At 73.2% G+C, this 26,789-nt stretch carries 26 protein-coding genes and 1 pseudogene; 18 read left to right on the forward strand and 9 right to left on the reverse strand.

The window, feature by feature from the left end:
* Nucleotides 1–124: 124 nt before the first annotated feature.
* Nucleotides 125–1,126: a LacI family DNA-binding transcriptional regulator gene (locus ABL57_RS11510; protein WP_047803612.1), complete on the forward strand. Its 1,002-nt coding sequence runs from the start codon at nt 125–127 to the stop codon at nt 1,124–1,126.
* A 73-nt stretch (nt 1,127–1,199) separates the two neighbouring features.
* Here ABL57_RS11510 and ABL57_RS11515 read toward each other — a convergent pair whose 3' ends face one another.
* Genes ABL57_RS11515 through ABL57_RS11525 form a run of 3 tightly spaced genes read right to left on the reverse strand, consistent with a single transcriptional unit; the run spans nt 1,200 to nt 3,249 of the window.
* Nucleotides 1,200–1,940, reverse strand: coding sequence for a hypothetical protein (locus tag ABL57_RS11515; RefSeq protein WP_047803613.1), 741 nt, complete (start codon nt 1,938–1,940; stop codon nt 1,200–1,202).
* Nucleotides 1,937–2,857 carry an ABC transporter ATP-binding protein gene (locus ABL57_RS11520; RefSeq protein ID WP_047803614.1) on the reverse strand — a complete coding sequence of 307 codons (921 nt, stop codon included), beginning with the start codon at nt 2,855–2,857 and terminating at the stop codon, nt 1,937–1,939. The genes ABL57_RS11515 and ABL57_RS11520 overlap by 4 nt, the downstream gene beginning before the upstream one ends.
* Complete coding sequence (locus ABL57_RS11525; RefSeq protein WP_047803615.1) at nt 2,854–3,249, reverse strand: GntR family transcriptional regulator; 396 nt, start codon at nt 3,247–3,249, stop codon at nt 2,854–2,856. The genes ABL57_RS11520 and ABL57_RS11525 overlap by 4 nt, the downstream gene beginning before the upstream one ends.
* Before the next feature lie 229 nt (nt 3,250–3,478).
* Here ABL57_RS11525 and ABL57_RS11530 point away from each other — a divergent pair, with 229 nt between their 5' ends.
* Nucleotides 3,479–4,300 carry a hypothetical protein gene (locus ABL57_RS11530; RefSeq protein WP_047803616.1) on the forward strand — a complete coding sequence of 274 codons (822 nt, stop codon included), beginning with the start codon at nt 3,479–3,481 and terminating at the stop codon, nt 4,298–4,300.
* A 221-nt stretch (nt 4,301–4,521) separates the two neighbouring features.
* On the opposite strand, the gene ABL57_RS11535 is transcribed toward ABL57_RS11530, so the two are convergent.
* The 3 genes from ABL57_RS11535 to ABL57_RS11545 all read right to left on the reverse strand — a co-directional run bounded on the left by ABL57_RS11535 (nt 4,522) and on the right by ABL57_RS11545 (nt 7,050).
* On the reverse strand, nt 4,522–5,616 hold the full coding sequence (locus ABL57_RS11535; protein ID WP_047803617.1) for an AAA family ATPase: 1,095 nt from the start codon (nt 5,614–5,616) through the stop codon (nt 4,522–4,524).
* A gap of 81 nt (nt 5,617–5,697) precedes the next feature.
* On the reverse strand, nt 5,698–6,336 hold the full coding sequence (locus ABL57_RS11540) for an HD domain-containing protein (protein ID WP_047803618.1): 639 nt from the start codon (nt 6,334–6,336) through the stop codon (nt 5,698–5,700).
* Between the two features lie 69 nt (nt 6,337–6,405).
* On the reverse strand, nt 6,406–7,050 hold the full coding sequence (locus tag ABL57_RS11545; RefSeq protein WP_152683381.1) for a maleylpyruvate isomerase family mycothiol-dependent enzyme: 645 nt from the start codon (nt 7,048–7,050) through the stop codon (nt 6,406–6,408).
* A 115-nt stretch (nt 7,051–7,165) separates the two neighbouring features.
* On the opposite strand from ABL57_RS11545, the gene ABL57_RS11550 reads away from it, so the two are divergent.
* A complete protein-coding gene (locus ABL57_RS11550; protein ID WP_047803620.1) occupies nt 7,166–8,305 on the forward strand; it encodes an exonuclease SbcCD subunit D in 1,140 nt (379 codons plus the stop codon).
* Entirely contained in the window at nt 8,302–10,938 is a 2,637-nt protein-coding gene (locus ABL57_RS11555; RefSeq protein WP_047803621.1) for an AAA family ATPase, read from the forward strand. The genes ABL57_RS11550 and ABL57_RS11555 overlap by 4 nt, the downstream gene beginning before the upstream one ends.
* A gap of 13 nt (nt 10,939–10,951) precedes the next feature.
* Here ABL57_RS11555 and ABL57_RS11560 read toward each other — a convergent pair whose 3' ends face one another.
* Nucleotides 10,952–11,521, reverse strand: coding sequence for a dihydrofolate reductase family protein (locus ABL57_RS11560; protein WP_047803622.1), 570 nt, complete (start codon nt 11,519–11,521; stop codon nt 10,952–10,954).
* The gene (locus ABL57_RS11565; protein ID WP_047803623.1) at nt 11,518–12,450 is read right to left on the reverse strand and encodes a helix-turn-helix domain-containing protein; all 933 of its coding nucleotides are present in this window, start codon (nt 12,448–12,450) and stop codon (nt 11,518–11,520) included. The genes ABL57_RS11560 and ABL57_RS11565 overlap by 4 nt, the downstream gene beginning before the upstream one ends.
* Before the next feature lie 347 nt (nt 12,451–12,797).
* Between ABL57_RS11565 and ABL57_RS23315 the strand changes: the two genes are divergently transcribed.
* A complete protein-coding gene (locus ABL57_RS23315; RefSeq protein ID WP_255396137.1) occupies nt 12,798–12,920 on the forward strand; it encodes a hypothetical protein in 123 nt (40 codons plus the stop codon).
* Nucleotides 12,917–13,822, forward strand: coding sequence for a CPBP family intramembrane glutamic endopeptidase (locus ABL57_RS11570; protein WP_047803624.1), 906 nt, complete (start codon nt 12,917–12,919; stop codon nt 13,820–13,822). The genes ABL57_RS23315 and ABL57_RS11570 overlap by 4 nt, the downstream gene beginning before the upstream one ends.
* Nucleotides 13,823–13,837: 15 nt before the next feature.
* Here ABL57_RS11570 and ABL57_RS11575 read toward each other — a convergent pair whose 3' ends face one another.
* On the reverse strand, nt 13,838–14,626 hold the full coding sequence (locus tag ABL57_RS11575; RefSeq protein ID WP_047803625.1) for a FadR/GntR family transcriptional regulator: 789 nt from the start codon (nt 14,624–14,626) through the stop codon (nt 13,838–13,840).
* A gap of 74 nt (nt 14,627–14,700) precedes the next feature.
* On the opposite strand from ABL57_RS11575, the gene ABL57_RS11580 reads away from it, so the two are divergent.
* The 12 genes and pseudogenes from ABL57_RS11580 to ABL57_RS11630 all read left to right on the forward strand — a co-directional run bounded on the left by ABL57_RS11580 (nt 14,701) and on the right by ABL57_RS11630 (nt 26,183).
* On the forward strand, nt 14,701–15,579 hold the full coding sequence (locus tag ABL57_RS11580; protein ID WP_082157406.1) for a carbon-nitrogen hydrolase family protein: 879 nt from the start codon (nt 14,701–14,703) through the stop codon (nt 15,577–15,579).
* Nucleotides 15,580–15,589: 10 nt separating this feature from the next.
* On the forward strand, nt 15,590–16,942 hold the full coding sequence (locus ABL57_RS11585) for an APC family permease (protein ID WP_047803626.1): 1,353 nt from the start codon (nt 15,590–15,592) through the stop codon (nt 16,940–16,942).
* Nucleotides 16,943–16,969: 27 nt separating this feature from the next.
* Nucleotides 16,970–17,761: a carbon-nitrogen hydrolase family protein gene (locus ABL57_RS11590; RefSeq protein WP_047803627.1), complete on the forward strand. Its 792-nt coding sequence runs from the start codon at nt 16,970–16,972 to the stop codon at nt 17,759–17,761.
* 76 nt (nt 17,762–17,837) lie between these two features.
* A complete protein-coding gene (locus tag ABL57_RS11595) occupies nt 17,838–18,401 on the forward strand; it encodes a hypothetical protein (RefSeq protein ID WP_047803628.1) in 564 nt (187 codons plus the stop codon).
* A 191-nt stretch (nt 18,402–18,592) separates the two neighbouring features.
* Nucleotides 18,593–18,880: pseudogene (locus ABL57_RS23540) on the forward strand (GIY-YIG nuclease family protein); the annotation flags it as partial.
* 107 nt (nt 18,881–18,987) lie between these two features.
* Nucleotides 18,988–19,167, forward strand: coding sequence for a hypothetical protein (locus tag ABL57_RS23545; RefSeq protein WP_371212481.1), 180 nt, complete (start codon nt 18,988–18,990; stop codon nt 19,165–19,167).
* Nucleotides 19,168–19,292: 125 nt separating this feature from the next.
* Nucleotides 19,293–20,360 carry a LacI family DNA-binding transcriptional regulator gene (locus ABL57_RS11605; RefSeq protein ID WP_047803629.1) on the forward strand — a complete coding sequence of 356 codons (1,068 nt, stop codon included), beginning with the start codon at nt 19,293–19,295 and terminating at the stop codon, nt 20,358–20,360.
* Nucleotides 20,361–20,646: 286 nt separating this feature from the next.
* Nucleotides 20,647–21,894 carry a M20 family metallo-hydrolase gene (locus ABL57_RS11610; protein ID WP_047803630.1) on the forward strand — a complete coding sequence of 416 codons (1,248 nt, stop codon included), beginning with the start codon at nt 20,647–20,649 and terminating at the stop codon, nt 21,892–21,894.
* Between the two features lie 79 nt (nt 21,895–21,973).
* Nucleotides 21,974–22,699, forward strand: coding sequence for a DUF5058 family protein (locus ABL57_RS11615; protein WP_047803631.1), 726 nt, complete (start codon nt 21,974–21,976; stop codon nt 22,697–22,699).
* A gap of 27 nt (nt 22,700–22,726) precedes the next feature.
* The gene (locus ABL57_RS11620) at nt 22,727–23,458 is read left to right on the forward strand and encodes a hypothetical protein (protein ID WP_047803632.1); all 732 of its coding nucleotides are present in this window, start codon (nt 22,727–22,729) and stop codon (nt 23,456–23,458) included.
* 44 nt (nt 23,459–23,502) lie between these two features.
* Nucleotides 23,503–24,732 (forward strand): amidohydrolase, encoded by a 1,230-nt coding sequence (locus tag ABL57_RS11625; protein WP_047803633.1) that lies wholly within the window; start codon nt 23,503–23,505, stop codon nt 24,730–24,732.
* Nucleotides 24,729–26,183: an amidase gene (locus ABL57_RS11630; protein WP_047803634.1), complete on the forward strand. Its 1,455-nt coding sequence runs from the start codon at nt 24,729–24,731 to the stop codon at nt 26,181–26,183. Before ABL57_RS11625 ends, ABL57_RS11630 begins: the two co-directional genes overlap by 4 nt.
* Nucleotides 26,184–26,789: the final 606 nt, after the last annotated feature.

The raw sequence follows: 26,789 nt of genomic DNA on the forward strand, positions 1-26,789 counted from the left end.
GAATGCCGCAATCGATTGCGTAAGGTGTTGCCACCGACCTTAGAGTGGGCTTCACGTGATGCGCAACACATTCACGAGAATTTAACGTCCGTTACTGTGTGGAAACAGACGCGAGGAGATGGACATGGGCGCGCGACCGGCGGTCACCCTGAAGGCCCTGGCGGCCGAACTGGGTCTCAACCCCTCCACGGTCTCCCGGGTGCTCAACGACCCCAGGGGACTGGGCTCGAGGTGGGCCTCCCCGGACACCACCGAGCGCATCTTCGCGCTCGCCGAGGAGCGCGGCTACCGCAAGAACCCCTACGCCGCCTCGCTCCGCACGGCCAAGTCGCACATGATCGGGGTCGTCGTGCCCCGCCTGCAGGACTACGTCCTGGCCACGATGTACGAGGGCATCGACGAGGCCGCCTCCGAGCACGGGTACTTCACCGTGGTCTCCAACTCCCTGGACGACCCGGCGGCCCACCGCGCCAAGGCGGAGAAGCTGCTGGACCGCCGTGCCGACGGGCTGATCTTCGGCGACGCCCTGTTCGAGGACCCCTTCCTGGACGAGCTCGCCGACCGCGGCGTGGCCTTCACCCTGGTGAGCCGGCGCTCCCCCGGTCACCGGTCCGTGACCTGCGACGACTACACCGGGGGGAGACTGGTCGCCGAGCACCTCGTGGCCTCCGGGCGGAGGAGCTTCGGCCTCATCGCGGGCGATCCGCGGGCCTCGACCTCGATCGACCGCTGCGCCGGCTTCCTCGACGCGCTCGCCGAGCACGGTCTCGGCGTGGACCCGTCCCGGGTGGCCCCCGGGGGCTTCGACGCATCGGCGGGCAGCGCGGCCGCCGCCCGGATCCTCGCCGCCGGTCCGCTGCCCGAGGCGGTGTTCGCGGTCAACGACTTCGCGGCCATCGGCGCGCTCGGCGTGCTCACCCGGGAGGGGATCAGCGTCCCGGAGGACACGGCCCTCGTCGGCTTCAACGACACGCCGCTGGCCGGCAGCGTGGGGCTCACCACCGTGCGCTCCCCCATGCACCGCATCGGCCGGCAGGGCTTCGAGCTGCTCATGGACGTCCTGGACGGCAAGGACGTCGAGAGCGTGCGCCTGCCCCCCGAGCTGGTCGTGCGCACGAGCACTTGACCGGCACTGCTGGCGCCGAGGTCCCGCCGGTGGCGGGCAGCGGCCCGTGCGGCTGCCCTCGCCGCGGAGACCGTCAGACGGGCATCCGGCGCAGCGTGAGGTAGGAGCCGGCCGCGAGCAGCGCGCCCAGCAGGACGGCCCACAGCGTCAGGCCCAGCGAGCCGGCGTCCTGGATCCACCGCCAGACGTCCGGCCAGGCCTGCTGCCAGGTCACCAGGGCGACGAGCCCCACGACGGCGAGGCCGAGCGCGAGCATGACGAGCACGAGCGTCGCCGTGCCGAAGCGCTTGAAGATCGTCGCGAACCAGAAGCCGACGACGAAGAACAGCATGGTCGCCACGAAGTACGCCAGGCCCGCCGCGAGCGGCCCCTCCGCCCACACCCATTCGAGGTAGGCGAAGTACCCGTTCATGCCGTACCCGTCCGTGGCCTGCTCGATCAGCCCGAGCAGCACGAACGCCAGCGACATCCCGAGCCCGCTCACCGCCGCGGCGGCCAGGGAGCCGAGGTAGAACTCCCGGCGCGTGAGACTCATCGCCTGGGAGAACGGGAAGCTCAGCGTCATGGCCTGGACCCCGACGACGAGGAAGTACCACAGCGGAGCCTGCGAGCCCCCGCCGATCTTGGCGTCGGTGCCGCCGGCGCTCTGGATGATCCAGTAGATGAGCATCGTGATCACCCACGCGCCGCCGAGCACGAGAGCCGGCACCCAGACGAAGGTCTGCGTGTTGACGAACTGCAGGCGCACCACGTTGAGCGTGCGGTGGCGCGCGGCGGCAGGGGGCGCGGCGGCGCCGGCATCGAGGGCGGTCATCGGAGGGCTCCTTCCTGGGTGGCCGCGTCGAGCGCGTCGCGGCCGGGCGAACGGTGCTGCGTGAGGCGCACGATGAGCTGCTGCAGGGAGACGGGCGCCAGCTCGAGTCCCGCCGCGGTGAGGGCCGCGCGCTCGGTCTCGTCGAGACGGCCGAGGAACGTCACGGAGGCGACCCGGCCGAGGCTCTCGCGGTGGATGACCTCCCGGCCGTTCGCGGCCCGTTCGACCGCGGCGGCGTCACCGACGACGTTCGTGGCCTGGGCGCGGGCGTCCTCGGTGGACTCGTCCATGATGATGCGGCCCGCGTCGATCACGAGCACCCGCTCGAGCAGGTTGGACACCTCGTCGATGAGATGGCTGGAGAGCAGCACCGTGCGGGGGTGCTCGGCGTAGTCCGTCAGGAGGCGGTCGTAGAAGATCTGCCGCGCGACGGCGTCGAGGCCGAGGTACGGCTCGTCGAAGAAGGTGATCTCCGCGCGGGAGGCGAGGCCGATGATGACTCCGACGGCCGAGAGCTGGCCGCGCGAGAGCTTCTTGATCGTGCGCTTGACCGGCAGCTGGAAGTCCTCGACGAGCGCGTCGGCGAGCTGCTGGTCCCACCGCGGGAAGAACAGCCGCGCCGAGGCGAAGGCGTGCCGCGGGGTGGCGTCGTCGGGGTACTTCTGGCTCTCGCGCACGAAGCACATGCGGCTGAGGACCCGGGCGTTCTCGTAGGGGTCCTGCCCGAACACGCGCACCTGGCCGCTGGTGGGCAGGTTCTGTGCGGTGAGGATCGACATCGCGGTCGTCTTCCCCGCGCCGTTGCGCCCCAGGAGGCCGTAGATCGTGTCCTGCTGGACCTCGAAGCTGACGTCGTCGAGGGCGAGCTTGTCCTTGTAGCGCTTCGTGAGATTCCGGACCTCGATCACGGGGTTCATGCTGTCTTCCAATCCGGCGGAGTTGACGGTTCCGTGCGGGCGGCACCGGCACGGACGAGCTCTGCGACGTCGTCGGGTCCGAGCCCGATCTTGCGCGCCTCGGCGAGCAGAGGCTGCACGTAGCGCAGGGCGAAGGTTTCGCGCCGCTCCTGGAGCAGGAGTGCGCGGGCGCCCGGGGAGACGAACATCCCGATCCCGCGGCGCTTGTACAGCACTCCCTTGGTGACGAGCATGTTCACCCCCTTGGCGGCGGTGGCCGGGTTGATCCGGTAGAAGGCGGCGAGTTCGTTCGTCGACGGCGCCTGTGCCTCCTCGGCGAGGGTGCCGTCCACGACCGAGTCCTCGACCTGCTCGGCGATCTGCACGAACAGGGGCTTGCCCTCCTCGATCAAGGCGACCTCCGAGTTCGTGGGTTCATTACTCCACTAATGAACCATGACACTGGGGCGCCGTCAAGGGGTTGCCCGCCGCCGGGAACGAGCAGGTTCGCCGGGCCGGGGGGTGAACGTCCGGCGCGAGCACGCCCGGAGCGCCCGGATCGGCCGGTCCGGCCCCGGTCATCCGGGGCCGGTGACGACTACACTGGGTGCTCAGGACTCGTGGTTCTCGGGGGGACCCACCATGAAGAACACTCAGGGCAGCAGCAGCGCGACCGGCTGGATCGTCCTGCTCGCCGTGATCGTCTTCCTCGGCCTGTTCCGCTTCCTGATCCTCGGCGGAGTGGTCGTCATCGCCCTCGCCCTGCTCGGACTGCTCGTCTGGCTGAGCGCGGGCTTCATCCGGAGCCAGCTCCGGGCGGCCCAGGGAATCGGGGTCCCGGACACCGGAGCCGGCCCGCCGCCCGCGGTGAACCGGCGGACCGGGCAGCGGGCGGTGGAGGAGGCCCGGGCGACCGGGGCGTCCAACATGCGCACGGCGTGGATCTCCTGGCACCTGCGCTCCCTGCCGCCGCAGGACGGCAACCGCGATCCCCGGCTCCTCGCCGGGACGCTGGCCGTGGTCCCGCAGGCGGACTGGAACGCGGACCGGCTGCGGCAGCACGGGCGGGCCCTGTGGTCGCTGCGCACCACCGCCCGGGTGCACCACCTGCTCGATCAGGTGGACACCTGCCTGGACCGCACCGTCGCCATGATCTCCGACCGCGCCGACGACGAGTTCGACACCAGCCTCGGCCAGGTCAACGACCAGTACCTCTACCACCCGGACCGGCAGGTCCGCACCGCCTATCTGGAGGGCGGTGCCCTGGGCGTGGAGGCCATCATGGACGCCGTGACCGCCGCCCGGGCCCAGGCCCGCGAGGACGCCGCGACCAAGGCCGCCGCGGAGTCCCTGGCCCAGCAGCGCAACGCCGCGCTGCGGGCACTGCGGGAGACCTACTCCCCCATCGAGAACCGGGACGCCCACGCCGCCTGGGACGAACAGGCGCGGAAGATCGAGGAGTGACCGCTCGGCGCCACGGCAGCGGGATCGGCAGGCATCCCTCCTCCTCGAGCCACCGGCACCGGGTCCCCAGCGCGGCGCGGTGGTTCTCCGGAACCTCGACGCCCCGGTTGGTCCTCAGCGGGCGGAGACGACGAGCAAGCCGATGCGCCGGCGCCCCCGCACGGACAGGAGGCACGGAGTCGGCGAGGAGGCCCCGGAGCGGCGGACCGGGTGTGCGAGGCCTAGGCGCGGCCCCGGCGCAGGTGCTCCCGGAGGCCGGGGATGGCGAAGCGGACCAGCCCGTAGCCGGCCGGCTCGATCAGCCCGGCGTCGATCAGCCGGGTCCGGTAGTTGCCCACGGTGTTCGGCCGGGCCCCGATCCGGGCGCCGATGTCCCCGGCCGTGGACGGCCCCTCGTCCTCGGCCATGGCCCGCAGGACGTCCAGATCCCTCGGGGAGGCCGTGGAGAGCGCCGCCTCGATGACCACGCGCTCGTTCCGGCGGCGGGCGGCGGCGACCGCCTGGTCCACCATCGCGTCGGTGAGCACGGACGAGACCTTCTCGGCCTCCTGCCACAGGAAGTACCCGACCAGCTGGATCAGGAACGGGTAGCCGCCGGTGGCCTCGGCGGCCCGGCGCGCCTGGTCCTCCGTCAGGGTGAAGCCGCCCGCCGCGAAGGTGTCCGTGTAGGACTGCCGGACCTCGTCGACGGCGGCGGCGTGCAGGTCGATCCGGTCGGCGCGGCGCAGGAACGTGGCCACCCCCTCGTTCAGCAGGTCCGAGACCGCCGCCGGCAGACCGGCGAAGAGCAGCGCGATGGGCAGGTCCGCACGGATGAAGTGCTGCACGTCCGCGGCCAGCTGGGCGATCTCCTGGCGGTCGGCGGCGTGGATCTCGTCCACGGTGATGACCAGGCCGGTCCGCTGCTCCTCCAGCAGGTGCAGCAGGCGCAGGCCCTCCTCGCGCCACTCCAACTGCTGCTGGGGCGGCAGCTGGGTGGTGAAGCCGAAACCCGCGGCGGAGACGGCGGTGAGCCGCCGGCCCTGGGGGCCGCTGCCGAGCTCCTCGGCCAGCCGGCGCATGGCGTGGCCGATCCGGCCCAGGAAGCCCTTCGTGGCCGTCTCGGAGACCACGGCCCAGCCCTGCGTGCGGGCCAGGTCCTCGGCCGCGCCCAGCATCACGGTCTTGCCCACGCCCCGGGCGCCCGTGAAGATGGTGAGCAGTCCGGGCGCCCCGGAGCGCAGGCGCAGCCCGTAGGCGAACTCGTCCAGGACCCCGGCCCGGCCGATGAGCTCCGGAGGAGAGGCCCCGGCGGTGGGCCGGAAGGGATTGTCCACGGTGCCACCTGTGTATGTCGATGAATCTTGTGAATCTTGTGTATCCAGGGTACCGGCCCGGGACGGCACCGGTTCCCGGGATCACTCGGGCCAGGCGTTCTCCCGGATGATGCGCACGAAGTCCTCCCGGTGGAAGTCGGGGTCGAAGTGGGCGAGCACGTCGTCGTTCATGGTGCCGAAGGTGGTCTCCGGCCGGTCCGCCATGCCGTCGTAGAACGCGCGGAGGATCGTGTTCTTGAAGTCCGGCCGGGGGTGCGCGGCGACGACCTCGGCGCGGTGCTCCTCGGAGATCTGGTCCAGGTCGAGGCCCAGCACGTCGGTCTCGACGCCGAGGGTGACCACGGCGACCTCCGGCTCGAGGTGCAGCGGGATCTCCGGGGTGGTGTGCAGGGCGATCGCCAGCCACACGCGGCGGGCCTCCTCGGCGGAGCGGCCGTGGTCGCGCAGAAAGGCCTGTGCCGCTGCGGCGCCGTCGATCTCGAAGCGCTGGTCCCGGGTGCGGTACTCGTCGGTGAGGCCGAGGTCGTGGAACATCGCCCCGACGTAGGCGAGCTCCGGGTCCACCTCGAGCCCGCGGGCGGCGGACTTGAGCATGCCGAAGAGGAAGACCCGGCGGGAGTGGTGGAACAGGCTCTCGTCGGCGGCCGCGCGGACCAGCTCGGTGGTCTCGCGGGCGAGGGGCGAATCGGGAACGGTGATGCCGGCGATGGTCTCGGGCACGGTGTCTCCTCTGCTCGGGTGGGGCCGTGGCGTGCGGGAGCGGCCCGTGGCCGCTCCTCCCCCACTCTCTCAGGCAGAGGTGCAGCGGGACCGCAGGATGGGGACGCCCTCACCCGTCAGGTCGTCGCAGTACGCCGAGCGGCCGGCCATCGCCAGGGTGAGCGCCAGCGTGGTCCCGCGCACCTCCGGGCCGGAGCCGGTCTCGAACGGGCCGTCGGTCGCCACCAGGTGCAGCCCTTCGGCTGCGCTGCGGCTGGGCACCGCGAAGTCCCGGCTCGCGAAGAACCACGCCACCTCGGTCACCGTGCCGACCGGCGGGGTGCGGGGCAGCCCGAGCGGGCGGCGGATGTCCTGGCCGTGCACGACGACCTCGCCCAGCCACGCCGCGGTGTCCTTGGACGGTGCAGTGGTGCTCCCGACCACGGCCGCGAACCAGCGCAGCGTCTCGGCCGGCGTGGCGCCCCGGTGCTCGGCCAGCCGGCGCCGGTTGTGCAGGTCGGCGTCGAACCGGGCGCCCAGCATGCTCCGGAGCCAGCGGAACCGGCCGAGGCTCGCGGCGGCGGTCAGGTGGGCGACGACCTCCTCGACCGACCACCGTACGCACAGCGACTGCTCCGCCCACTGCTTCTCGTCCAGGCCGGCCAGGTCCTCGGCCAGGGCCGCGCGCTCGGCGTGGACGGCGGGCCACAGATCACTCGCACTGGTGCGCAGCATGGCCCTACTCAAGCACATGCCGGGGTGCCGCGCCTGCGGTGTCCGCCGGTCCCGCTAGCGTGGCAGAGGACCCGCACCCCGGGGCAGCACACCGGCCACCCACCGAGGAGCTTCGATGACGAGCACCCGCTTCCTCCACACGAGCGACTGGCAGCTGGGCATGACCCGGCACTACCTCGAGGGCGAGGCCCAGTCCCGGTACACGGGAGACCGTGTGGAGACGATCCGCCGGATCGGGGAGCTGGCCCGCGAGCGGGGATGCGCGTTCGTGGTGGTGGCCGGGGACGTCTTCGAGCACGCCAACCTCAGCCGCCGGGACGTCGGCCGCGCCCTGGACGCCATGGGGGCCGTGCAGCTGCCGGTGTACCTGCTGCCCGGCAACCACGACCCGCTGGGGCCGGGGTCGATCTACGCCCAGGACGCCTTCCGGCAGCTCGCGCCGGACAACGTCGTGCTCCTGGACGACGTCGGCCCCTGGCCCGCCGCCGAGGGCGTGGAGCTGGTGGCCGCCCCCTGGCGCAGCAAGCGACCCGACGCGGACCCCGTCGCCCCGGCCCTGGAGGGGCTGGCGGCGGACGGCACCCTGCGGATCGTGGTGGGCCACGGCATGCTCGACGAGCTGGACCCGGACCAGGACTCGCTCACCACCGTGCGCCGGGCACCCCTGGACGAGGCGCTGGCCCGCCGGGCGATCCACTACGTGGCCCTGGGCGACCGGCACATCCGCTGGCCCGAGGACGGCCGCGGCGCCGTCCACTACTCCGGGACCCACGAGTCCACGAGCTTCCGCGAGCACGGCCGCGGGCAGGTCCTGGAGGTCGCCCTGGAGGACACCGGCGTGCAGGTCACCGCCCACGAGGTGGGCCGGTGGGAGCACCTGCGCCTGCAGCGCCGGCTCGACGGCCCCGAGGACGTCGACGCCCTGCGGGCCGAGCTCGCCGCGCTCACGCCCAAGGAGCGGATCATCCTGCAGACCGTGTTCACCGGCACCCTGAGCCTGTCCGCCTCCGCGGCGCTGGAGAACCTGCTCGCGCAGCAGGCGGAGGTCTTCGCGAGCCTCAACGCGTGGGAGCGGCACACCGACCTGGTGGTCGTCCCGGACGAGCACGAGTTCGAGGACCTCGACGTCGGCGGCTACGCCGCGGACGCCGTCGTCGAGCTGCGCGGAAGGGCCGCCTCCGACGCCGAGGACGCCCCCGCCGCCGGTGACGCGCTGCGGCTCCTGTACCGCCTCGTGGGAGGACCGACCCGATGAAGCTGCACCGCCTCAAGCTCGAGAACTTCCGCGGCGTGACCGCCCGCGAGATCGAGTTCCCCGACGCCGGGGTCGTGGTGGTCACCGGCCGCAACGAGATCGGCAAGACCTCCATGATCGACGCCCTGGACGCGCTGATCGCCCTGCCGGACAGCAGCAGGAAGCGCACGATCCTCGACGCGAAGCCCGCCGGCCGGGACGTGCCCGTGCTGGTGGAGGCGGAGTTCTCGATCGGGCCGACCCGGGTGGTCTACACCAAGCAGTGGCTCAAGAAGCCGACCACGATCCTGCGCCACGTCACGGGCACCTCGGCCGGGCGCACGGTCACCGGCCGCGAGGCCCACGACGCCGCCGAGCAGCTGTGGGCCACCGCCGACACCACCCTGTGGCAGGCGCTGCGCTATCTCCAGGCCAGCGGCCTGGACCAGAACGCCCTGACCGACAGCGCCGCGCTGCGCCGGGCCCTGGAGTCCCGCGCCGGCGAGGCCCGGGGCGACGACCGCGAGGTCGCCACCCTGCTGGAGCGCGTGGGCGCGGAGTGCGACAGGTACTGGACCTCCACGCGGAAGAGGAACGCCAAGTTCGTGCAGGCCGAGACGGACTGCCGGGAGGCCGAGACCGCCGCCGCCGCGGCCGCCGAGGAGCTGCGCGGCATCGCCGGGGTGGAGGACGAGCTGGCGGAGCTCACCGAGGAGATCACCGACTCCGGGCGCAAGCTCACCGCGGCCCGGGCGGAACGGGCGGAGCTCGACCGGGCCGCCGAGCAGATCGAGGCCGTCCAGCGGCAGCATCAGGAGGTTCAGCGCCGCCGGGACGCCGCCCAGGGCGAGCTCGACCGCGCCCGTGAGCGCGCGACCCGCCGCACGGAGCTGGTGACCTCCCTCGCCGCCGACGAGGAGCGCAGCGCCGCACTCGCCGGAGACCTGCGCGCCTGCGAGGAGGACCTCTCGCCGGTGCGGGAGCACGCCGAGGAGGCCGAGCAGCGCCGCGCCGCGGCACAGGCCGCGGTGCAGGAGGCCCGGGCCGCGCACCGGTCCGCGCGGGAGGACCAGAAACACCTCGACGACGTCGAGCGCCACCGCCGCGCGCGCACGGTCCTGGACTCGCTCGAGACGGTCCGGGCGCGGCTGACCGAGCTGCGGTCCCGGCCCGCCACGGAGATCGACGAGGACGTCCTGGACGACCTCGACCGGGCCCAGCGCACCGCGGAGCGGGCCGAGGCCGAGCTGGCCGCCGGCAGCGCCCGGGTGGAGCTGACCGCGATCGGGCACGCCCGCCGCATCGAGCGCTGCGGCGCCACGGAGGAGGTCCGCCCCGAGGAGCCGTGGTCGGTGCCGGTGACCGACGAGGTCGAGGTCGAGATCCCCGGCGAGTGGCGGGTGCGGATCTCCCCGGAGCAGGGCATCGAGACCCGCCGGGACGCCGCGCAGCAGGCCGCCGAGGCGTTCGCCGCACTGCTGGCGCGGCACGGGGTCGAATCGGTCGCCGAGGCGCGGGCCGCCTGGCGCGACGCCCAGGAGCTGGACCGGCAGGTGCGCGAGGCCGAGGCCGACCGCGACCGGCTCCTCGACGGCGAGGACGAGAGCCGGCTGCGCGACGAGCGCGACCGCCTCGCGGCCGCGATCGAGCAGTACGGCGACCGGCGCAGCGGCGACGCGCCGCTGCCGGAGTCGTCCGGCGCGGCGCAGGCAACGGTCGAGGCCGCCGAGACCGCCCTCACCGAGGCCGAGGACGCCGCCCGCCGCACGGAGGCCGCCGCCCAGGCGGCACGCGCGAACCTGGAGAAGGCTCAGACTCGGCTGCACTCCCTGCAGGGTGCGGCCCTGGAGCAGGAGCGGGCCCTCAACACCGCCCGGGCCCGGCTCGAGGAAGCCCGCCACGAGGTGCCGGACGAGGACCTCGACCACGCCGTCACGCACGCCGGCGAGGCGCTGGCCGCCGTCCAGGAGGAGATCGACGCGCACGAGGCGCACCTGACGGGTCTCGACGCCGAGCGGGTGCTCGCCGACCGGGAGCTCGTGGCCGACCAGGTCGCCGGGCTCGAGCGGCTGCTCGCCGACCGGCAGGGCCGCCGCAGCTCCCTGCTGGGCAAGCTCGAGGGCATGGGCCGTGACCGGGTGCAGCTGGAGCACGACCAGGCGGAGACCCGGCTCGAGGCGGCCCGGCGCCATCTGGCCGCGGTCGAGCGGCGGGCCGAGGCCGCCCTGCTGCTGGAGCGCACCCTGCTGGCCCACCGCGAGCGCGCCCACGCCCAGTACGTCCAGCCCTTCCGCAGCGCGGTGGAGCAGCTGGGCCGGGCGGTCTACGGCCCGGAGTTCGAGGTCCTGGTGAGCGGCACCCTGGAGGTGGAGCAGCGCAAGCTCGACGGCGACTGGCTGCCGTTCCATGCCCTGTCCACGGGCGCCAAGGAGCAGCTGGTGATCCTCATCCGGCTCGCCACCGCGCTGCTGGTGGATCCGGAGGACGGGGTGCCGGTGCTGCTCGACGACGCCCTGGGCCACTCCGACCCGCAGCGGCTGCGCCGGCTGGCCTCGGCCATCGCCACCGCCGGGGAGCGTACCCAGGTGATCGTGCTGACCTCCAACCCCGAGCGCTTCGCGAACCTGCGGGAGGCGCGGCGGATCGAGATGTGAGCGGCCCTGTGGTTCAGGAGGTCGGCCCTCCACCCACGGGTGGCATCGGGCCCACCACGTCGTAGGTCGCGCAGACGAACGCGCGGTTGCGGGCCACGTCCTTCAGCTCCAGGTCGAACCTGCGGGGGAACAGCGGCCGGCCCGCCCCGAGGGTGACCGGCGCGATGGAGACCATCAGCCGGTCCAGCAGCCCGGCCTCGGCGAACTGGGCGGCCAGGTCACCGCCGCCGACCACCCAGATGTCCTTTCCGCCGGCGGCGTCCGCGAGGTCGGCGTGGATCGGTGCCACCTGCCCCTGGGCGAAGCGGATGTCCGCCCCGGGAATGCCCGGCAGCTCCGCGTGGGAGACCACCCAGGCGGGCATGTCGTAGGGCCACTCCTCGCCGGAGGCGTGCAGGTGCGCGCGGACCCACTCGTAGGTGGTGCGTCCCATCACGACCGCCCCGATCCCGGCGATGAACTCGTCGTAGCGGTGCGGACCCTCGGGGTCGGAGTCCTGCCGGAACAGCCACTCCAGGGAGTCCTGCTCGTCGGCGAGGTAGCCGTCCAGGGTGGCGGCGGTGTAGAAGACGGTGCGGGTCATCGGAGGCCTCCGGTACGTCGTTGCAACCATTCGATCGGGTCCCCGGCATCGGGGGTGACTCCGGCGCGGCGCAGCATCAGCCGGCCCAGCTGGCGCCGGTGCGCGGAGAACGTGAGCACGTGGGCGATCACGCTGCTGACGACGAAGCTCTCCGGCGGGTCGCACAGCGCGTCGATGATCCGGTCGCCCCACGCGGCTCTGCGGTCGATGTCCCGGACCATGGCCAGCCACCTGGGGGCGATCTCCCGGTGGCGATCCGCCAGTGCCACCGGATCGTCGTCCCCGGTGTCCGGGGCCTCGTGCCCTTCGATGGCCGCCAGCCAGATCTCCTTGGCCGTGACGAGGTGGCGCAGCACGTGGGCCAGCGACTCGTCGGGGCCGTCCCAGCCCAGGGGTGCACTGTCCGGCACGTGCACCCTGCGGTACTCCTCCTCGGACACCCCTTGTGCCCGCGTCAGCAGGTCGCTGACGTCCTCGACGTCGTGGTGCAGCATCAGCTCCGTCACGTCGGCCGCCGCAGGCCGGGCCGTTGCGGCTTCGTGGGTGTCGACCCACAGCGAGGTCGGAGGGTGGAAGTGGATGCCGTTGGGAGCCGGCAGCCAGTGGCTCGTGCCACGCTCAGCGGTGGTGCTGGGGGGATGGCCGAACGCCCTGGTGAAGGCGCGGGCGAAACCGTCGACCGACTCGTACCCCGCAGCCCACGCCGTCTCGGTCACCGACCGGCCTGACCCCAGTTCCCACGCCGCCCGCTCCAGCAGAACCCGGCGCCGCATCGTCACCGGCGGCTCCCCGGTGCCGCGGGTCAGCCGGCGGCTGAAGTGGTAGGGCGAGGACCAGGCCCCACCGGCCATGTCCTCGAGAGTGCGGTTGTTCTCGTCGAGCACCGCGTCGAGCAGCTCGCGAAGTCGGTCACGGTCTTGATCCTGCATGTCCCCAGTCTGGCCGGACCGAGCCGGTCAGCGCCCGACCGTCCTTGCTCTGTGCAGCGCCGCGTTGCGGGCGGCACGCCCTTCCGGACGTCAGAGGTCCGTGCTGCAGGCGGGCGTACGGGTGCTCGTCCTCCGTCGTCGATGGCCGATGACACACAAGCACGGCTGGCGGTCCGCCCTTGCCCCGGCTTCCTCGGGGGCGCACTGTGAGTGGCACACCCCAGGGCCGGCAGCGGCGAGTCAGATGCTGGAGCCAGGCCGGAGGAGATCAGCCCTTGGGCCGCCGTTCCGATCCACCCCGTCGGCCGCCCGGCGCCGCGTGGGAACCCGATGCGGGAGCCGGTGCCGTGCACGGCCTGATGTCGGTGCTGGTCTTCGGCGCGCTGATGGTCGTCGTTCGCGCCCGGGGACGGCTGGGCCTGCCGTCCCCGGGCACGGACGACCTGCACCGGTCGGGAGGAACCCCATGACCCCGTCGACCCCGGCCCCCAGGGACACCGGCCGCCGCTCCCGGGATGGTTCCCCGGCCCGGCGCCGGCCCGTGACGGTCTTCCTCCTCCTGGCCCTGGGCCTGGGGTGGGCGGCGCTGACGGTCCCCGTGGTCATCGGGGCTCCGGTGGAGTCCTTCCTGCTGGCCATGACCTTCGTCGCACTGCTGGGCTCGGCCCTGCTGGTGACCCGCCTGGCGGACGGTCCGGGCGCGGTCCGGCGGTTGCTGGGCCGGGCCTTCGCCTGGCGCTTCGGCGCGGCCCGCTGGGCGGTGGTCCTGCTGGGCATCCCGGTGCTCACCCTGGCGCTGGCCGCGGTCACTGGTACCCTGCGCAGTCCGCCGAGCGGCTGGGCGGCCGAGGCGGGGTGGTACCTGTTCAGCACCCTCGTCTACGGGGCCCTGGTGCTCAACCTGTGGGAGGAGACCGCGTGGGGCGGGTTCCTCCAGTCCCGGCTCACCGCCCGCCACGGACTGGTGGTCGCCGCGCTGCTCACCGGCCTGTCCTTCGCGGGGATCCATCTGCCGCTGTACCTGGCCGAGGGCTGGAGCGGGGAGACCGCCCGGGACCTCGTGCTGCTCTTCCTGCTCGTGCCCGTCTACCGGTACCTGCTGGGCATGCACCTGCTGGACACGGGCGGCAGCGTGCTGGCCATCGGTGTCCAGCACGCCTCCTGGAACGCCGCCGGGAGCCTCGGCGCGGTCGAGGGCGAGTGGCAGGTGATGGTGGCCGTGGTCCTGCTCACCCTCCTGATGGCGCTGGAGCGGCACGTCAGGGGCCGGGACGCCCGGCCCCTCGGCCGTGCCGCCGAGCGACGGGCCGCCGCCGGGTGGATCAGCCGGCGCGGGCCCGCCCCGGGGACCGCGGACGACGGTCGAGGATGACCGGGCAGTGCGGCGTCAGGCGGGCCCCGCCGCGTCGCCGGGCCGCCGGGCCTCCAGCAGGCCGACGAACATGGTCCGGTGCAGCCGGTCCACGTGCTGGTGGGAGACGTCCACGGCCGTCCGGCAGTCGCGGGCGGCCAGGGCACGGACCAGCCCGATGTGGTCGTGGTTGGACAGGTGCAGCTGGTCGATCGGGTACGGGATGAAGTAGCCGTAGAGCTGCTCGAGCACCCTGAGGTACTCCTCCGCGGCGTTCCCGACGGCGGCGGCCTCGGCGACCGCCCGGTGGAACTCGTCGTCGGCCTGGTGGTAGACGGACCAGCTCTGGGCCTCCGCCATTCGGCGGGTCAGCTCCTCGAGGTGCCGGAGGTGCTCGTCCGTGGCGCGGAGGGCGGCGAAGTGCGCCAGCGCGCACTCCATGAGCAGGCGGCGGTCGATCAGGCCGTGCACCTCCACGGTCTCGGCCGCGGGGACGACGAGCCGGCGCAGCGCCTCGGCGGAGGGCTGGTCGGCGACGAACGTGCCGCCGCTGCGCCCGCGCCGCCGGACCAGCACACCGTCGTCGGCGAGGCTCATGAGCGCCCGCCGGGCGGTCATCGGACTGACGGAGAGCCCGCGGGCGACCTCCTCCTGGTCCGGCAGCCGCTCGCCGGGCTGGAGCATGCCCAGCGAGATGGCCATGCCGATCCGCAGGCGCACCGCGTCGATGGCGTTGCGCCGCCCGAGGCCGCCGAGCACCCCGGCGCCGAGGGCGTCCGCAGGTGCGTCGTCGTGGGCCACGCCGTCCACTGTACGGCTCGGCATCGCGCCCCTTCCTTTATTGGATCAATTGGATCTAATATAGCTCGCGTATCCCGGACCAGCAGATCGGACCCCACATGCACCGCACGCTTTCCCTGGTCGCCGCGCAGGCCGCTCCGCGCCTGATCGGCGAACCGGTGTCCGCCTTCGCCGGCGAGGTCGGCGAGATCCTCCGGACCCGCCCGGACACCCGGCTGGTCGTCTTCCCGGAGCTGCACCTGTTCGGGGACGGGGACCCCGACCTGCAGCGCACCGAGGCCCTGCAGGACAGCGCCCAGCCGCTGGACGGCCCCCGCACCCGGGAGCTCCGGCAGCTGGCGGGGGATCTCGGGATCTGGCTGGTGCCCGGCAGCGTCTGCGAGCGCGGCCCGGAGGGCCAGCTGTTCAACACCCAGCTGGTGCTCTCCCCCGAGGGCGAGCTCGCCGGCCACTACCGCAAGGTCTTCCCGTGGCGCCCGCACGAGCCCTACGACCCGGGCGACCGGTTCACCACCGTCGACGTCGACGGCGTCGGGCGGCTGGGACTGAACATCTGCTACGACGCGTGGTTCCCGGAGGTCACCCGCCAGCTGGCCTGGATGGGCGCCGAGGTGGTGCTCAACGTCGTGAAGACCACCACCCCGGACCGCCGCCAGGAGGTGGTCCTGGCACAGGCCAACGCCATCACCAACCAGGTGTTCATGGTCAGCGTGAACTGCGCCGGCCCCGTGGGCGCCGGGCAGAGCCTGATCGTCGACCCGGAGGGACGGATCCTGGCGTCCTCCCCCGACGACCGGCCGGAGCTGCTCGCCGCGGACCTGGACCTCACCCACGTCGAGCGCGTGCGGGCCGAGGGCACGGAGGGGATCAACCGCATGTGGTCCCAGTTCCGCGCCGGCGAGAGCCCCATCGACCTCCCCGTCTACGGGGGCCGGATGGACCCGGCCACCTGGACCCCGCGACCCTTCACACCCTGAGGACCTCAGCATGGAAACGACGACCCTGACCCGCACGCTGCGGCTGCCCTCGCTGGTCCTCTTCGGACTGGCCTACCTCACGCCGATCATCGTCCTGGGCATCTTCGGCGTCATCGCCGAGACCTCCGGCGGCGCCGCACCGGCGTCCTACCTCGTGGCGCTGGCCGCGATGCTGCTGACCGCGCACAGCTACGGCCGGATGGCCGCGGCCCACCCCGTGGCCGGCTCCGCCTACACCTACGTCCGCCGCTCCATCGACTCCCGCGCCGGGTTCCTGGTCGGCTGGGCGGTGCTGCTGGACTACCTGTTCCTGCCCATGGTGATCTGGCTGATCGGCGCCTCCTACCTGGACGCCCAGTTCCCCGGTGTGCCCTTCGCCGCATGGATCCTCGGGTTCGTCGTGATCACCACGGTGCTCAACGTGCTCGGGATCAAGGTCGCGGACAAGGCCAACTACCTGCTGATGGCCTTCCAGCTCCTCGTCCTGGGGTTCTTCGTCGTCCTGTCGGTCGGCGCCGTGGTCTCCGCGGCCGGGCCGGGCGGGCTGGTGAGCGCCGAGCCGTTCCTCAGCAGCACCTCCGACCTCGGGATGGTCACGGCCGGCGCCGCCATCGCCGCGTACTCGTTCCTGGGCTTCGACGCCGTCACCACGCTCACCGAGGAGGCGGTCGAGCCGCGCAAGAACATGCCGCGGGCGATCATGCTCATCGCGCTGATCGGCGGCGGCATCTTCGTGGTCGTCTCCTACGTGACGCAGCTGGTGCACCCCGGCGGCCGGTTCGAGGACACCGCCTCCGCCGCGTCCCAGATCGCCCTGCAGATCGGCGGTCAGCTGTTCGGGGCGGTGTTCCTCGCCGGTCTCGTCGTCGCGCAGTTCGCCTCCGGTCTGGCCGCGCAGGCCAGCGCCTCCCGGCTGCTGTACGCCATGGGCCGGGACACCGTGCTGCCCAAGGCCGTGTTCGGCCGGCTGGACCCGCGCTTCCGCACCCCGGTCCTGAACCTGGTCATCACCGGCGCCGTGGGGCTGATCGCGATCTTCCTGGACGTGGCGACGTCCACCTCGTTCATCAACTTCGGGGCGTTCACCGCCTTCACCCTGGTGAACCTCGCAGTGATCTTCCACTTCGTGCGCGAACGCCGCGCCGGGCACCGGCTCAACGTCCTGAGCTACGTGGTGGTGCCCGCCGGAGGCGCCCTCGTGTGCGCCTTCCTGCTGTCCCAGCTCGACGCGAACGCCCTGACGCTGGGCTCCCTCTGGCTGGTGTGTGGGATCATCGCCCTGGCCGTGGTCACCCGCGGCTTCCGCGCCGCGCCGCCGGAGATGGCCGCCACGGAGCAGCAGGTGACCCACGAGGTCGCCTGACTCCCCTGCTGCGGAAGGAACGACGGAATGCGGATCGCCGTGGGCCAGCTCCGGTCCGGCACGGACGTGGGCGCGAACCTGGCCGCGATCGCGGCCCTCGTCGAGGACGCCGCCGGCCGCGGCGCCCGGATGGTGGTGCTGCCGGAGTACGCCACCTACCTGAAGAAGGCCGTCGACGAGACCTTCCCGCAGGTCGCCGAGCCGCTCGACGGCCCGGTGGGCACCGAGCTGGCCCGCCTCGCCGCCCGCCACCGCGTGACCGTGGTGGCGGGCGTGGTCGAGGCCTCCGAGGCCCCCGGGCGTGCGCACAACACCCTGGTGGTCCACGGCCCCGACGGGCAGCGGGTGGCGCGCTACCGCAAGATCCACCTCTTCGACGCCCAGGGTTACGCGGAGTCCCGCTTCATCGAGGCGGCACCCGCCCCGGAGCCGGTGGTCTTCGACGTCGACGGGCTGCGCTTCGGCCTGCTGACCTGCTACGACCTGCGCTTTCCGGAACTGGCCCGGGCGCTGGCCGACGCCGGGGCGCAGGTCCTGCTGAGCTGCGCGGCGTGGGTGCCCGGGGAGCACAAGCTGCGGCAGTGGCAGGCCCTGTCCACGGCGCGGGCCATCGAGAACGGGGCCTACGTCGTCGGGTCGTGCCAGGCGGAGCCGATCTCGATCGGCCACTCCCTCGTGGTCGACCCCATGGGCGCGACCGTGGCCGAGCTGGGCGCCGACCCCTCCCTCGCCGTGGCCGAGGTCCTGCCGGAGCTGATCAGCTCCGCACGGCAGCGCTTCCCGATGGCCGCGCAGCGACGGCTTCCCGCCCCCGGATGACGCGCGGTCAGGCCCGGAGCACCACCTGCGTGAGGTGGCTCACCTAGACTCGTGGCCACGGAGACGAGGGACGGACATGAGCATCGAGGACCAACGGCGCTCCCGGGCGGCGGCCACGGGATCGCAGGAGCCGACGTCGGACGGTCGCGCCCGTTCCGAGGCCGTGGCCCGGGAGGCCACGGCACCGAACGCCGACCTGCAGCAGGCGCTGGCCGAGGTGCGGAAGGTCGGGGTCGAGGCCAGCGAGCTGCTGCGCACGGAAGGCCTGACGCCGGCCCGGCTCGTGCACTTCCCGCCGGGCGCCCGGTCCTACCCCCTGATCGGTCGTGCGCTCTCCGGGGTCCGGTGCGGCTACGGATGGCACGTCGTCCGAGGCCTGGTCGTGGGCACGGACGGCCGGCTGTGGGCGCGCACACCGGGCCCCGACGCCACCCCGCACCACGACCTGGGCGCGTGGCGGCTGGAGGTGGAGCCGCCCGGCGGCCCGGGGAAGCTGCCGCCTCCCGTGGCGTTCGACGGCGCCTCCCTGCACACCGTGCGCCGGATCTCCGAGGACGAGTACCTGAAGGTCGACCTCATCGACCGCCTCACGGACGGCTATGCCCGGTTGCTCATCCTCCACCACCGGCAGCGGTCCTGAAGGGGCGAGTCGTGGACCGGACACGGCCCGTCCCGACGGGCGGACGCACGGCCTCTCCACACCGTCGTGCCGCGCAGTGCGTCACCGACGGCGGCCTGCCCTCCTCGGGCTTACAGTCGAAGCTGTGATTGCAAAAGGAAACGGACCGTCCGAGGTGCCCTTCCCCGGCCGGTGGCGGCAGGTGATGACGCGTGAGCACGCAGCCCACTGACTTCTGCCTGCCCAACCTCCCGCTCAGCGCCCCGCTGCAGGCGGATCCGGGCCGGGAGCGCGGCGTCTACTCCTGGTGGCTGGACACCACCCGCTGCCCCACCCCCGAGGCGGCCGGCCTGCTGCAGCTGCCGGACGTGCCGCGGCTGGTGCACGCCTCCGGCGGGGCGGAGCTGGTCTACGTGGGCCGGGCCCGCCGCAATCTGCACCAGCGCATCGTGGGCCAGCACCTGCGGCGCACCCGGTCCTCGGCGCTGCGGCGCACCCTGCTGGCGGTGCTGCTGCCGGGCGACCCGTCCTGGCGGGAGGGCGCGGCCCTGGACGGGCGGGGCCGCGTGGTGCTCGGCGAGGCGCAGGGCAGCGGCTCACGAACTGGATGCAGGAGCACCTGCTCCTCGGCTGGGCGGTCTGTGAGACCAAGGACGACGTCGACGCGCTCGAGCGGCGGTGGATCGCCGAGCACCGGCCGGCGCTGAACACGGACGGCACCGATCACGGTGCTCAGCTGGCCGAGTTGAAGGAGACCTTCCGCGCGGGCCTGCCCCGGCGGCCCTGACCCCGGCACACGGGGTCCTTCTCGACCACGCCGGCCATCGGCCGCACGTCCCGGAGCTGCTGCGGCGACCCCACGGATCGCACGGCAGTCCGCCGCCCCGGCGGCTCACCACTTACACTCGGAGCGTGCCGAGAACCCCCAGCACGCACCGCTCCAGAGGGCCGAAGCACCCCACGCTGGCCGACGTCGCCCGCGCCGCCGAGGTCGACCCGTCGACGGTCTCCCGCACGCTGCGCCGGGGCGAGGACAGCGCCCGGACCGAGCGCGCCCGGCGGATCTGGGCCGTCGCCCGCGCCCTCGACTACCGCCCCAACCTCGCCGCGGCAGCGCTGCGGACCAATTTCACCCGCCTCATCGCCGTCTTCATCCCCCGGCTGCGGGACGAGGTGCTCGCGCTGATGTACGAGGGCATCGAGGAGACCCTGGAGGCCGCGGGCTACCAGTGCGTCGTGCTCGCCACCGGCGACGACCCCGACGTCCAGCTGGCCAAGCTGCAGATCGCCCTTCAGCGCCGCGTGGACGGCGTGCTGGTCGGCGACGCCGTCATCGGCTCGCCGTTCCTGGCGCGCGTTCGGGCCGCCGGGATCCCCTGCATCCTGTTCAACCGGCCCCGGCGCGGCTACCGCTCGATCACCATCGACGACCGGGCGGGCGGGCGGCTGGCCGCCGAGCACCTGCTCGCCCGGGTCGAGGGGCCACTGGCCGTCTACGGCGCCATGGACCACGCCCAGAACCTGATCCACCGGGTCGACGGCTTCCTCGACGCCTGCCGCGCCGCCGGCCGGGCGGTCGACCCGGACCTGGTCTTCCACGGCGGCCTCTTCGCGGAGGACGGGCTCGGGATGGCCGAGCGGCTGCTCGCGCTGCCCGACCCCCCGCGGGGCATCTTCGCCGTCAACGACGCCGCGGCCGTCGGCGTCCTGGGCGAGTACGTGCGCCACGGCGCCCGCCCCGGGGAGGACGTCTTCGTGATCGGGTTCAACAACGTCTTCCTCGCCCGGGTGATGTCCGTGCCCCTGACGACGGTCGCCAGCCCCATGCGGGAACTCGGTGCCGCCGCGGCCACCGCCCTGCTCGAGCTCATGGCCGGCGGCCGGCCCACGTCCCGGGTCATGCCCGTCGAACTGCTCGTGCGCGCCTCGACCGGCGGACCCGGCCGACGGGCCAGGCCCGAGGCGCCTCCCGGGGCCTGAATCTGCCCGCCGCCGGAGACCTTCCCGTCGACGACGAAATGCAATCGATTGCGAAAACCGTTGACCCCGGCCGCCCCACCCCCTAGCGTTCGAGACATGGCTCACGTCCGCGGCGGAGCCCGGCCGGCACCCGACCGGCCACCTCCGTGGTGGACCACGACCGGCGCGCCGCCGGACGGAGCCGCCGCCCGGCGGCGCGTCGCCGGGGACGGGCACTGCCGGAGACCCTCCGGCACCGCACCGTTCCCCACCGACGGGCCGAGACCCCCGACGAGGGAGGACCCCGATGCCGTTCGACGTGGTGGAGGCGACCCAGCGGGTCGAGGAGCAGATCGACCGGCTCTCCCGGCTGCGCGCCGAGGAGCGGCCGGGCTGGACCCGGCAGGTCTTCGGGGAGCCCTACCGGGAGTCCCGTGAGTGGGTCGCCGCGACGATGCGGGAGGCGGGCCTGGAGGTCCACCGGGACGCCGCCGGGAACCTCGTCGGCCGGCTGGCCGGCACGAGCCCCTCCGCCCCGGCGCTGATGACGGGCTCCCACACGGACACCGTCGACGGCGGGGGCCGGTTCGACGGGGTGGTCGGCATGCTCGGCGCGATCGAGGCCGCCCGCAGCATCCGCGAGTCCGGCACCCCGCTGAGCCGGGACCTGCTCGTCGTCGACTTCCTCGGCGAGGAGTCCAACGAGTACGGGCTCAGCTGCCTGGGCAGCCGGACCATGGCGGGCGAGCTGACCGCCGCCGACCTGGACCGGCGCAATCTCTCCGGGCGGTCCCTGGGCAGCGCGTACGAGTCCTTCGGCCTCGACCCCTCCGCCCTGCTGGACCCCGCCCGCACGGCCCCGGGGCCGCTGCACGGGTACGTGGAGCTGCACATCGAGCAGGGACCGACCCTCGAGCGGGAGGGCGAACAGATCGGCGTGGTGACCTCGATCAGCGGGATCGAACGCTTCGTCGCCCACTTCGCCGGCCGCGAGGACCACGCCGGAACCCGCCCGGTCGCGGACCGGCACGACGCCATGGTCGCCGCCGCCGAGGCCGTCCTGGCCGTGCGCAGCGAGGGGTGCGGCGCCCCCGGCGTCGCGACCACCACGCACGTGCGCAACCGCTCCTCCTCCCCTAACGTGGTGCCCAGCGCGGTGGACGTCTCAGGGGAGCTGCGCAGCATCGACCGGTCCTGGCTGACCGGGGCCAAGCGGCGCCTGGGCGCCCAGATCCTCAGCGCCTCCCGGGGATACGGCGTGGACGTGGACTTCGACTGGACCTCGGACAACGAGATCGTCGAGGCCCACCCGCGCGCCTACGACCTCGTCGCGGCGACCGCCGCAGAGCTGGGCTACTCCTGGCGGCCCGTACCCAGCGGGGCCACCCACGACGCCGTGCACCTGGCCTCCCTCGCGCCGATGGCGATGATCTTCGTGCCCTCCCGCGACGGCCGCAGCCACTGCCCCGAGGAGTGGACCGACGCCGCGGACATCGGCCGCGGCGTCCACGTCCTGACGGAGACCCTCCGCGCCCTCGACACCGCCCGGCTGTGACCGTGCGCCCCGCACCGGGCGTGCTGCCCGCCCCGACCCTCGAGCTCCCGTTCCGTCATCCCGTTCTGGAGGGACCCGCATGAGACCGCTGTCCGAGTACGTCAACCTTCCCTTCCTGTGGGTCTGCGCCCTCGGCGTCTTCGCCGTGATCATCCTGCAGACCGTCATCTACGTGCGGGCCGCCCGGACCGCCGGGCCGGACCTCGGGTTCACCAAGGAGGACCTGCGCCGTTCCTTCAAGTCCGGCGGCATCGCCGCGATCGGTCCCTCCCTCGCGGTGGTCGTCGTGGCCATCGCGCTGCTGCCGCTGTTCGGCGCGCCCGCCGTGCTCGTGCGCATCGGTCTCGTCGGCTCGGCCGCGACCGAGACCTCCTCGGCCAACCTCGCGGCCGGGACGATGGACGCCGAGCTCGGCGGCGCGGGCTGGACCCCGGAGGTCTTCGCCGTCGCGTTCCTGGCCATGAGCCTCTCGGGCGGTCTGTGGATGCTGGCCACCCTGGTCCTCACGCCCATGCTCAAGCGCGGGGACACGAAGCTGCGGTCCGTGAACCCCGCCCTGATGGCAATCGTGCCCTCGGCGGCCCTGCTCGCGGCCTTCGCGTCCCTGGGCGTCGCCGAGCTGCCCAAGGGCAGCGTGCACGTCATCACCGTGGCCACCTCGGCGCTGGTGATGGCCGTGTGCCTGGTCCTGACCAAGCGCCTGAACGCCCCGTGGCTGCGCGAGTGGGGCCTCGGCATCTCCATCATCGTCGGGCTGGTCGTGGCCTACTTCGCCCACGGCGCCGGCCTCGGCCCCGCCGCCTGACCCCCGTCGCGATCCCCAGGAGCTCCCATGGCCACCACCACCAGCTCAGCAACCGCCGCCTACACGGCCTATGACCGCACCACGTCCCGATGGGGCCGGATCACCATGACCATGGGCCTGCTGCTGTCCCTGGCCGGCCCCGCCTACCTGCTGTTCTTCAGCGGCCTGGACATCCCGCTCTCCACCGTGGTCACCGCCTACCTGGCCGTGGCCGCGGTGTTCGCCGTGCTCGCGATCGTCGAGCCCCTCACCTACTTCCCGGTCCTCGGACCGGCCGCGATGTACCAGGCCTTCATGATCGGCAACATCGCCAACAAGCTGCTGCCCTCGGCGATCGTGGCGCAGGCCGCCATCGACGCCAAGCCCGGCACCCGCCGCTCCGAGCTGGCCGCCGTGATGGCGATCTGCGGCGCCGCCGTGGTGCACATCTTCTCGCTGCTGATCTTCGTCGGCATCCTCGGCACCTGGCTCGTCAGCATCGTCCCCGCCTCGATCACCGAGGTCGCCCAGCTCTACATCTTCCCCGCCATCATCGGCGCCGTGATCGTCCAGCTGGCCGCCTACGTCAAGCAGCCGCGCATCACGATCATCGCCCTCGCCGTTGGCGCGGTGGTCCAGCTGCTGCTCGTGCCCGTCCTGGGCCCGACGTTCCGGAACTTCGCGACCGCCGTGGTCGTGCTGCTGACCATGGTGCTGGCCTGGGTGCTGCGCAACCGGAGCACCCAGCACGCCGGCCCCGGGGACGAAGCCCTCCAGTGACACCACGACCCACCCGCCCTCAGCCCTCCCCACGAAAGGACGTCATGACCACCACCGTTCCCGAGGTCCCCACCGCGCTCCGCGACGACCTGCACGAGCTCTACCGCCACCTGCACCGGAGCCCGGAGCTGTCCATGCAGGAGCACGCAACCGCCGAGCTGATCCGCGCCCGCATGGAAACGCTGGGCTGCGAGACGTTCCTGTGCGGGGGCACCGGCGTCGTCGCCGTCCTGCGCAACGGCGAGGGGCCCGTCGTCGGCTTCCGCGCGGACACGGACGCCCTGCCCCTGGCCGAGGACACCGGCCTCGACTACGCCTCCACGGCCCGCGGCACCCTGCCCGACGGCACCGAGGTGCCGGTGATGCACGCGTGCGGCCACGACACCCACATCACCAGCGCGATCGGCGCCGCGACCCTGCTCGCCGGCGACCGCGACGCGTGGGCGGGCACGGTCGTGTTCCTGTTCCAGCCCGGCGAGGAGACCGCCGAGGGCGCCCGGGCCATGCTCGACGACGGGCTGTGGGACCGGGCCCCGCGCCCGGAGGTCGTCTACGGCCAGCACGTGTGGCCGGGCCGCGCCGGGCAGGTCGAGATCAGCACCGGTCCGGCCATGGCGATGGCCGACAGCTGGCGGGTCACCGTGCACGGGCGCGGCGGGCACGGCTCCCGCCCCGAGGACACGATCGACCCGGTGGTGCTGGCCGCCCACATGGTCGTCCGGATGCAGAGCATCGTCTCCCGCGAGGTGCCCGCCCAGCAGTCCGCCGTCATCACCGTCGCGACCTTCCACGCGGGGCTGAAGGAGAACATCATTCCCCCGACGGCGGTGTTCACCGTCAACGTCCGCAACCTCGACCGCGCGGTCCGGGAGAAGGTGCTCGCCGCGCTGCGCCGGGTGATCCTCGCGGAGGCCGACGCTTCCGGGGCACCGGCTCCGGACATCGAGGAGCTCTACACCTTCCCCCTGCTCGTCAACGACCCCGCGGAGACGGCCGCGCTCAAGCAGGCGCTCGGGGCCGTCCTGGGCGAGGGAAACGTGCTGGACCGTCCCGCCCAGATGGGCAGCGAGGACTTCGGGCACCTGCCCGACGCCATCGGGGTGCCCGGCGTCTACTGGTTCTTCGGGGGCACGCCCGACGACGTGCTCGACGGCGGGAAGCCGGTGCCGACCAACCACTCGCCCTTCTTCGCCCCGGTGCTGGAGCCGACCCTGACAACGGGCGTGACCGCCGCGGTCACGGCGATCCTCTCCCGCGTGGGCGGGACCCGATGAGCGCCCCCGCGGACACCGCCCTGCTCGAACTCTCCGCCCGGGAGCTCTCGGCCGCGATCCGGCAGCGGAGCGTGTCCGCGCGGGAGGTCCTCGACGCTCACTTCGCCCGGATCGACACGGTGAACCCGGCGATCAACGCCGTGGTCACCCAGGTCCGGGAGCAGGCTTACGCGGCCGCCTCCCGGGCGGACGAGCTGACCGCCAGCACGCCCGCCGACGAGCTGCCACCCCTGCACGGGGTGCCGATGACGCACAAGGACACCCACGCCACCGCCGGGATCCGCACCACCCTCGGCTCTCCGGTGTTCGCCGAGCAGGTGCCCGACCACGACGACCTGGTCGTGGCGCGCTTCCGGGCCGCCGGGGTGATCAGCACCGGCAAGAACAACGTGCCGGAGTTCGCCGCCGGCTCGCACACCTTCAACGAGCTCTTCGGCACCACGCACAACCCCTACGACCACACCCGCAGCGCCGGCGGCTCCAGCGGCGGGGCGGCCGCGGCGATCGCGTCCCGGATCCAGCCGCTGGGGGACGGCTCGGACATGGGCGGGTCGCTGCGCAACCCGGCGGCGTTCTGCAACGTCGTCGGGTTCCGGCCCTCCGCCGGGGTCCTGCCGCTGGCCCCCTCCCTCGACGCCTGGGCGTGGCTGGGCCGGTCCGGGCCGATCGCCCGCAGCGTCGACGACATCGCCCTGGCGATGTCCGTGCTCGCCGGACCCGACCCCCGGGTTCCCCTGGCCTGCCCGGTGGAACGGGCGGCGTTTCGCGCCCTGGCCGCCGAGGAGCTGCCCGAGCCCGACGCCCGGCCCCTGGCCGGGGTGCGGATCGGGCTGAGCACGGACTTCGGGGTGGGCGTGCCGGTCGAGGCGGAGATCGTGGAGGTCCTGAGGGCCCAGGCGCGGGTGTTCGAGGAGCTCGGGGCCGTGGTCGAGGAGGCCGTGCCCGACCTGACCGACGCCGACGAGGTCTTCGACACCACGCGGGCCTTCGACATGGCCACGATGCTGCGCACCGTGGTCGCCGAGCACCGGGAGCAGGTGAAGCCCGAGGTCGTGTGGAACGTGGAGAAGGGCCTGGCGCTGACCGGCCCGCAGCTGATGGACGCCGCCCTGGCGCGCACCCGCCTGCACGCGGCGACCCGGGCGTTCTTCGGCGAGCACGACCTGGTCCTGTGCCCCACCTCCCAGGTCCTGCCGTTCCCGTCCGAGGAGCGGTGGCCGCGCACCGTGGCGGGGGTGGAGATGCAGACCTACGTGGAGTGGATGCGCTCGGCCACGCTCGTCTCGGCCACGGGCTGCCCCGCGGTCTCGGTGCCGGGCGGGTTCAGCCCGGACGGGTTGCCGGTCGGGCTGCAGCTGGTCGCCGCCCACGGCCGCGACGTCGAGCTACTGCGGACGGCCCGCGCCTACGACCTCGCCACCCGCCACGCGGACCGGGCGCCCGTGCTCTGACCCCGCCGCCATTCGGCACAGACTCCCTCAAGACGGTGCCGTCCGGCCCGGCCAACCGCAGCCGGGTCTGAGCCTGTCGACGCTCGCAGACGAGACGGGACAGCGCTGGCCACGCCCACGGCCAGCACGGGGAGATCACCGCCTGGGCCCTGCTGGCCGAGGCGCTACCGCTGAGTGCTCCCGGTGATGAGCGCCGCCTGGTCCTGGACCTGGAGAGTTGGACGACCTCGAAAGGATGGTTCGGCGACGCCGGCAGTCTTGAGATCGGGATGCGCAACAGTGACCTCGAAGCCTGCCGGTTCGACAAGCGTGGTGCCTGATCCGCACCGGCTGAACCACGTCCACGAGCGTCACCCGGGATCACTCCCCCTCAAGTGCCGCAGTGGCGTGGGAGCTCTGCGTGGGCGGCCGATACTCCACGGCCGGACCGAGTCCGGGGCGCCGCCGTAGCTGATGAGGTCGACGTTGATGGGAAAGTGCGTTATCCGTTTCTTCGGTGTTCGCAGGTCATCGGGGCTGTTGGCCTTTCAGGTCGATGTAGTCGGACATGGGTGTGGCGGATCGGGCGGCGTGCTGGGCGATGATGTCGGGGCTGTAGCCGAGGAG

This window comes from Kocuria sp. SM24M-10, from assembly GCF_001027955.1.
Lineage (GTDB): Bacteria > Actinomycetota > Actinomycetes > Actinomycetales > Micrococcaceae > Kocuria > Kocuria oceani.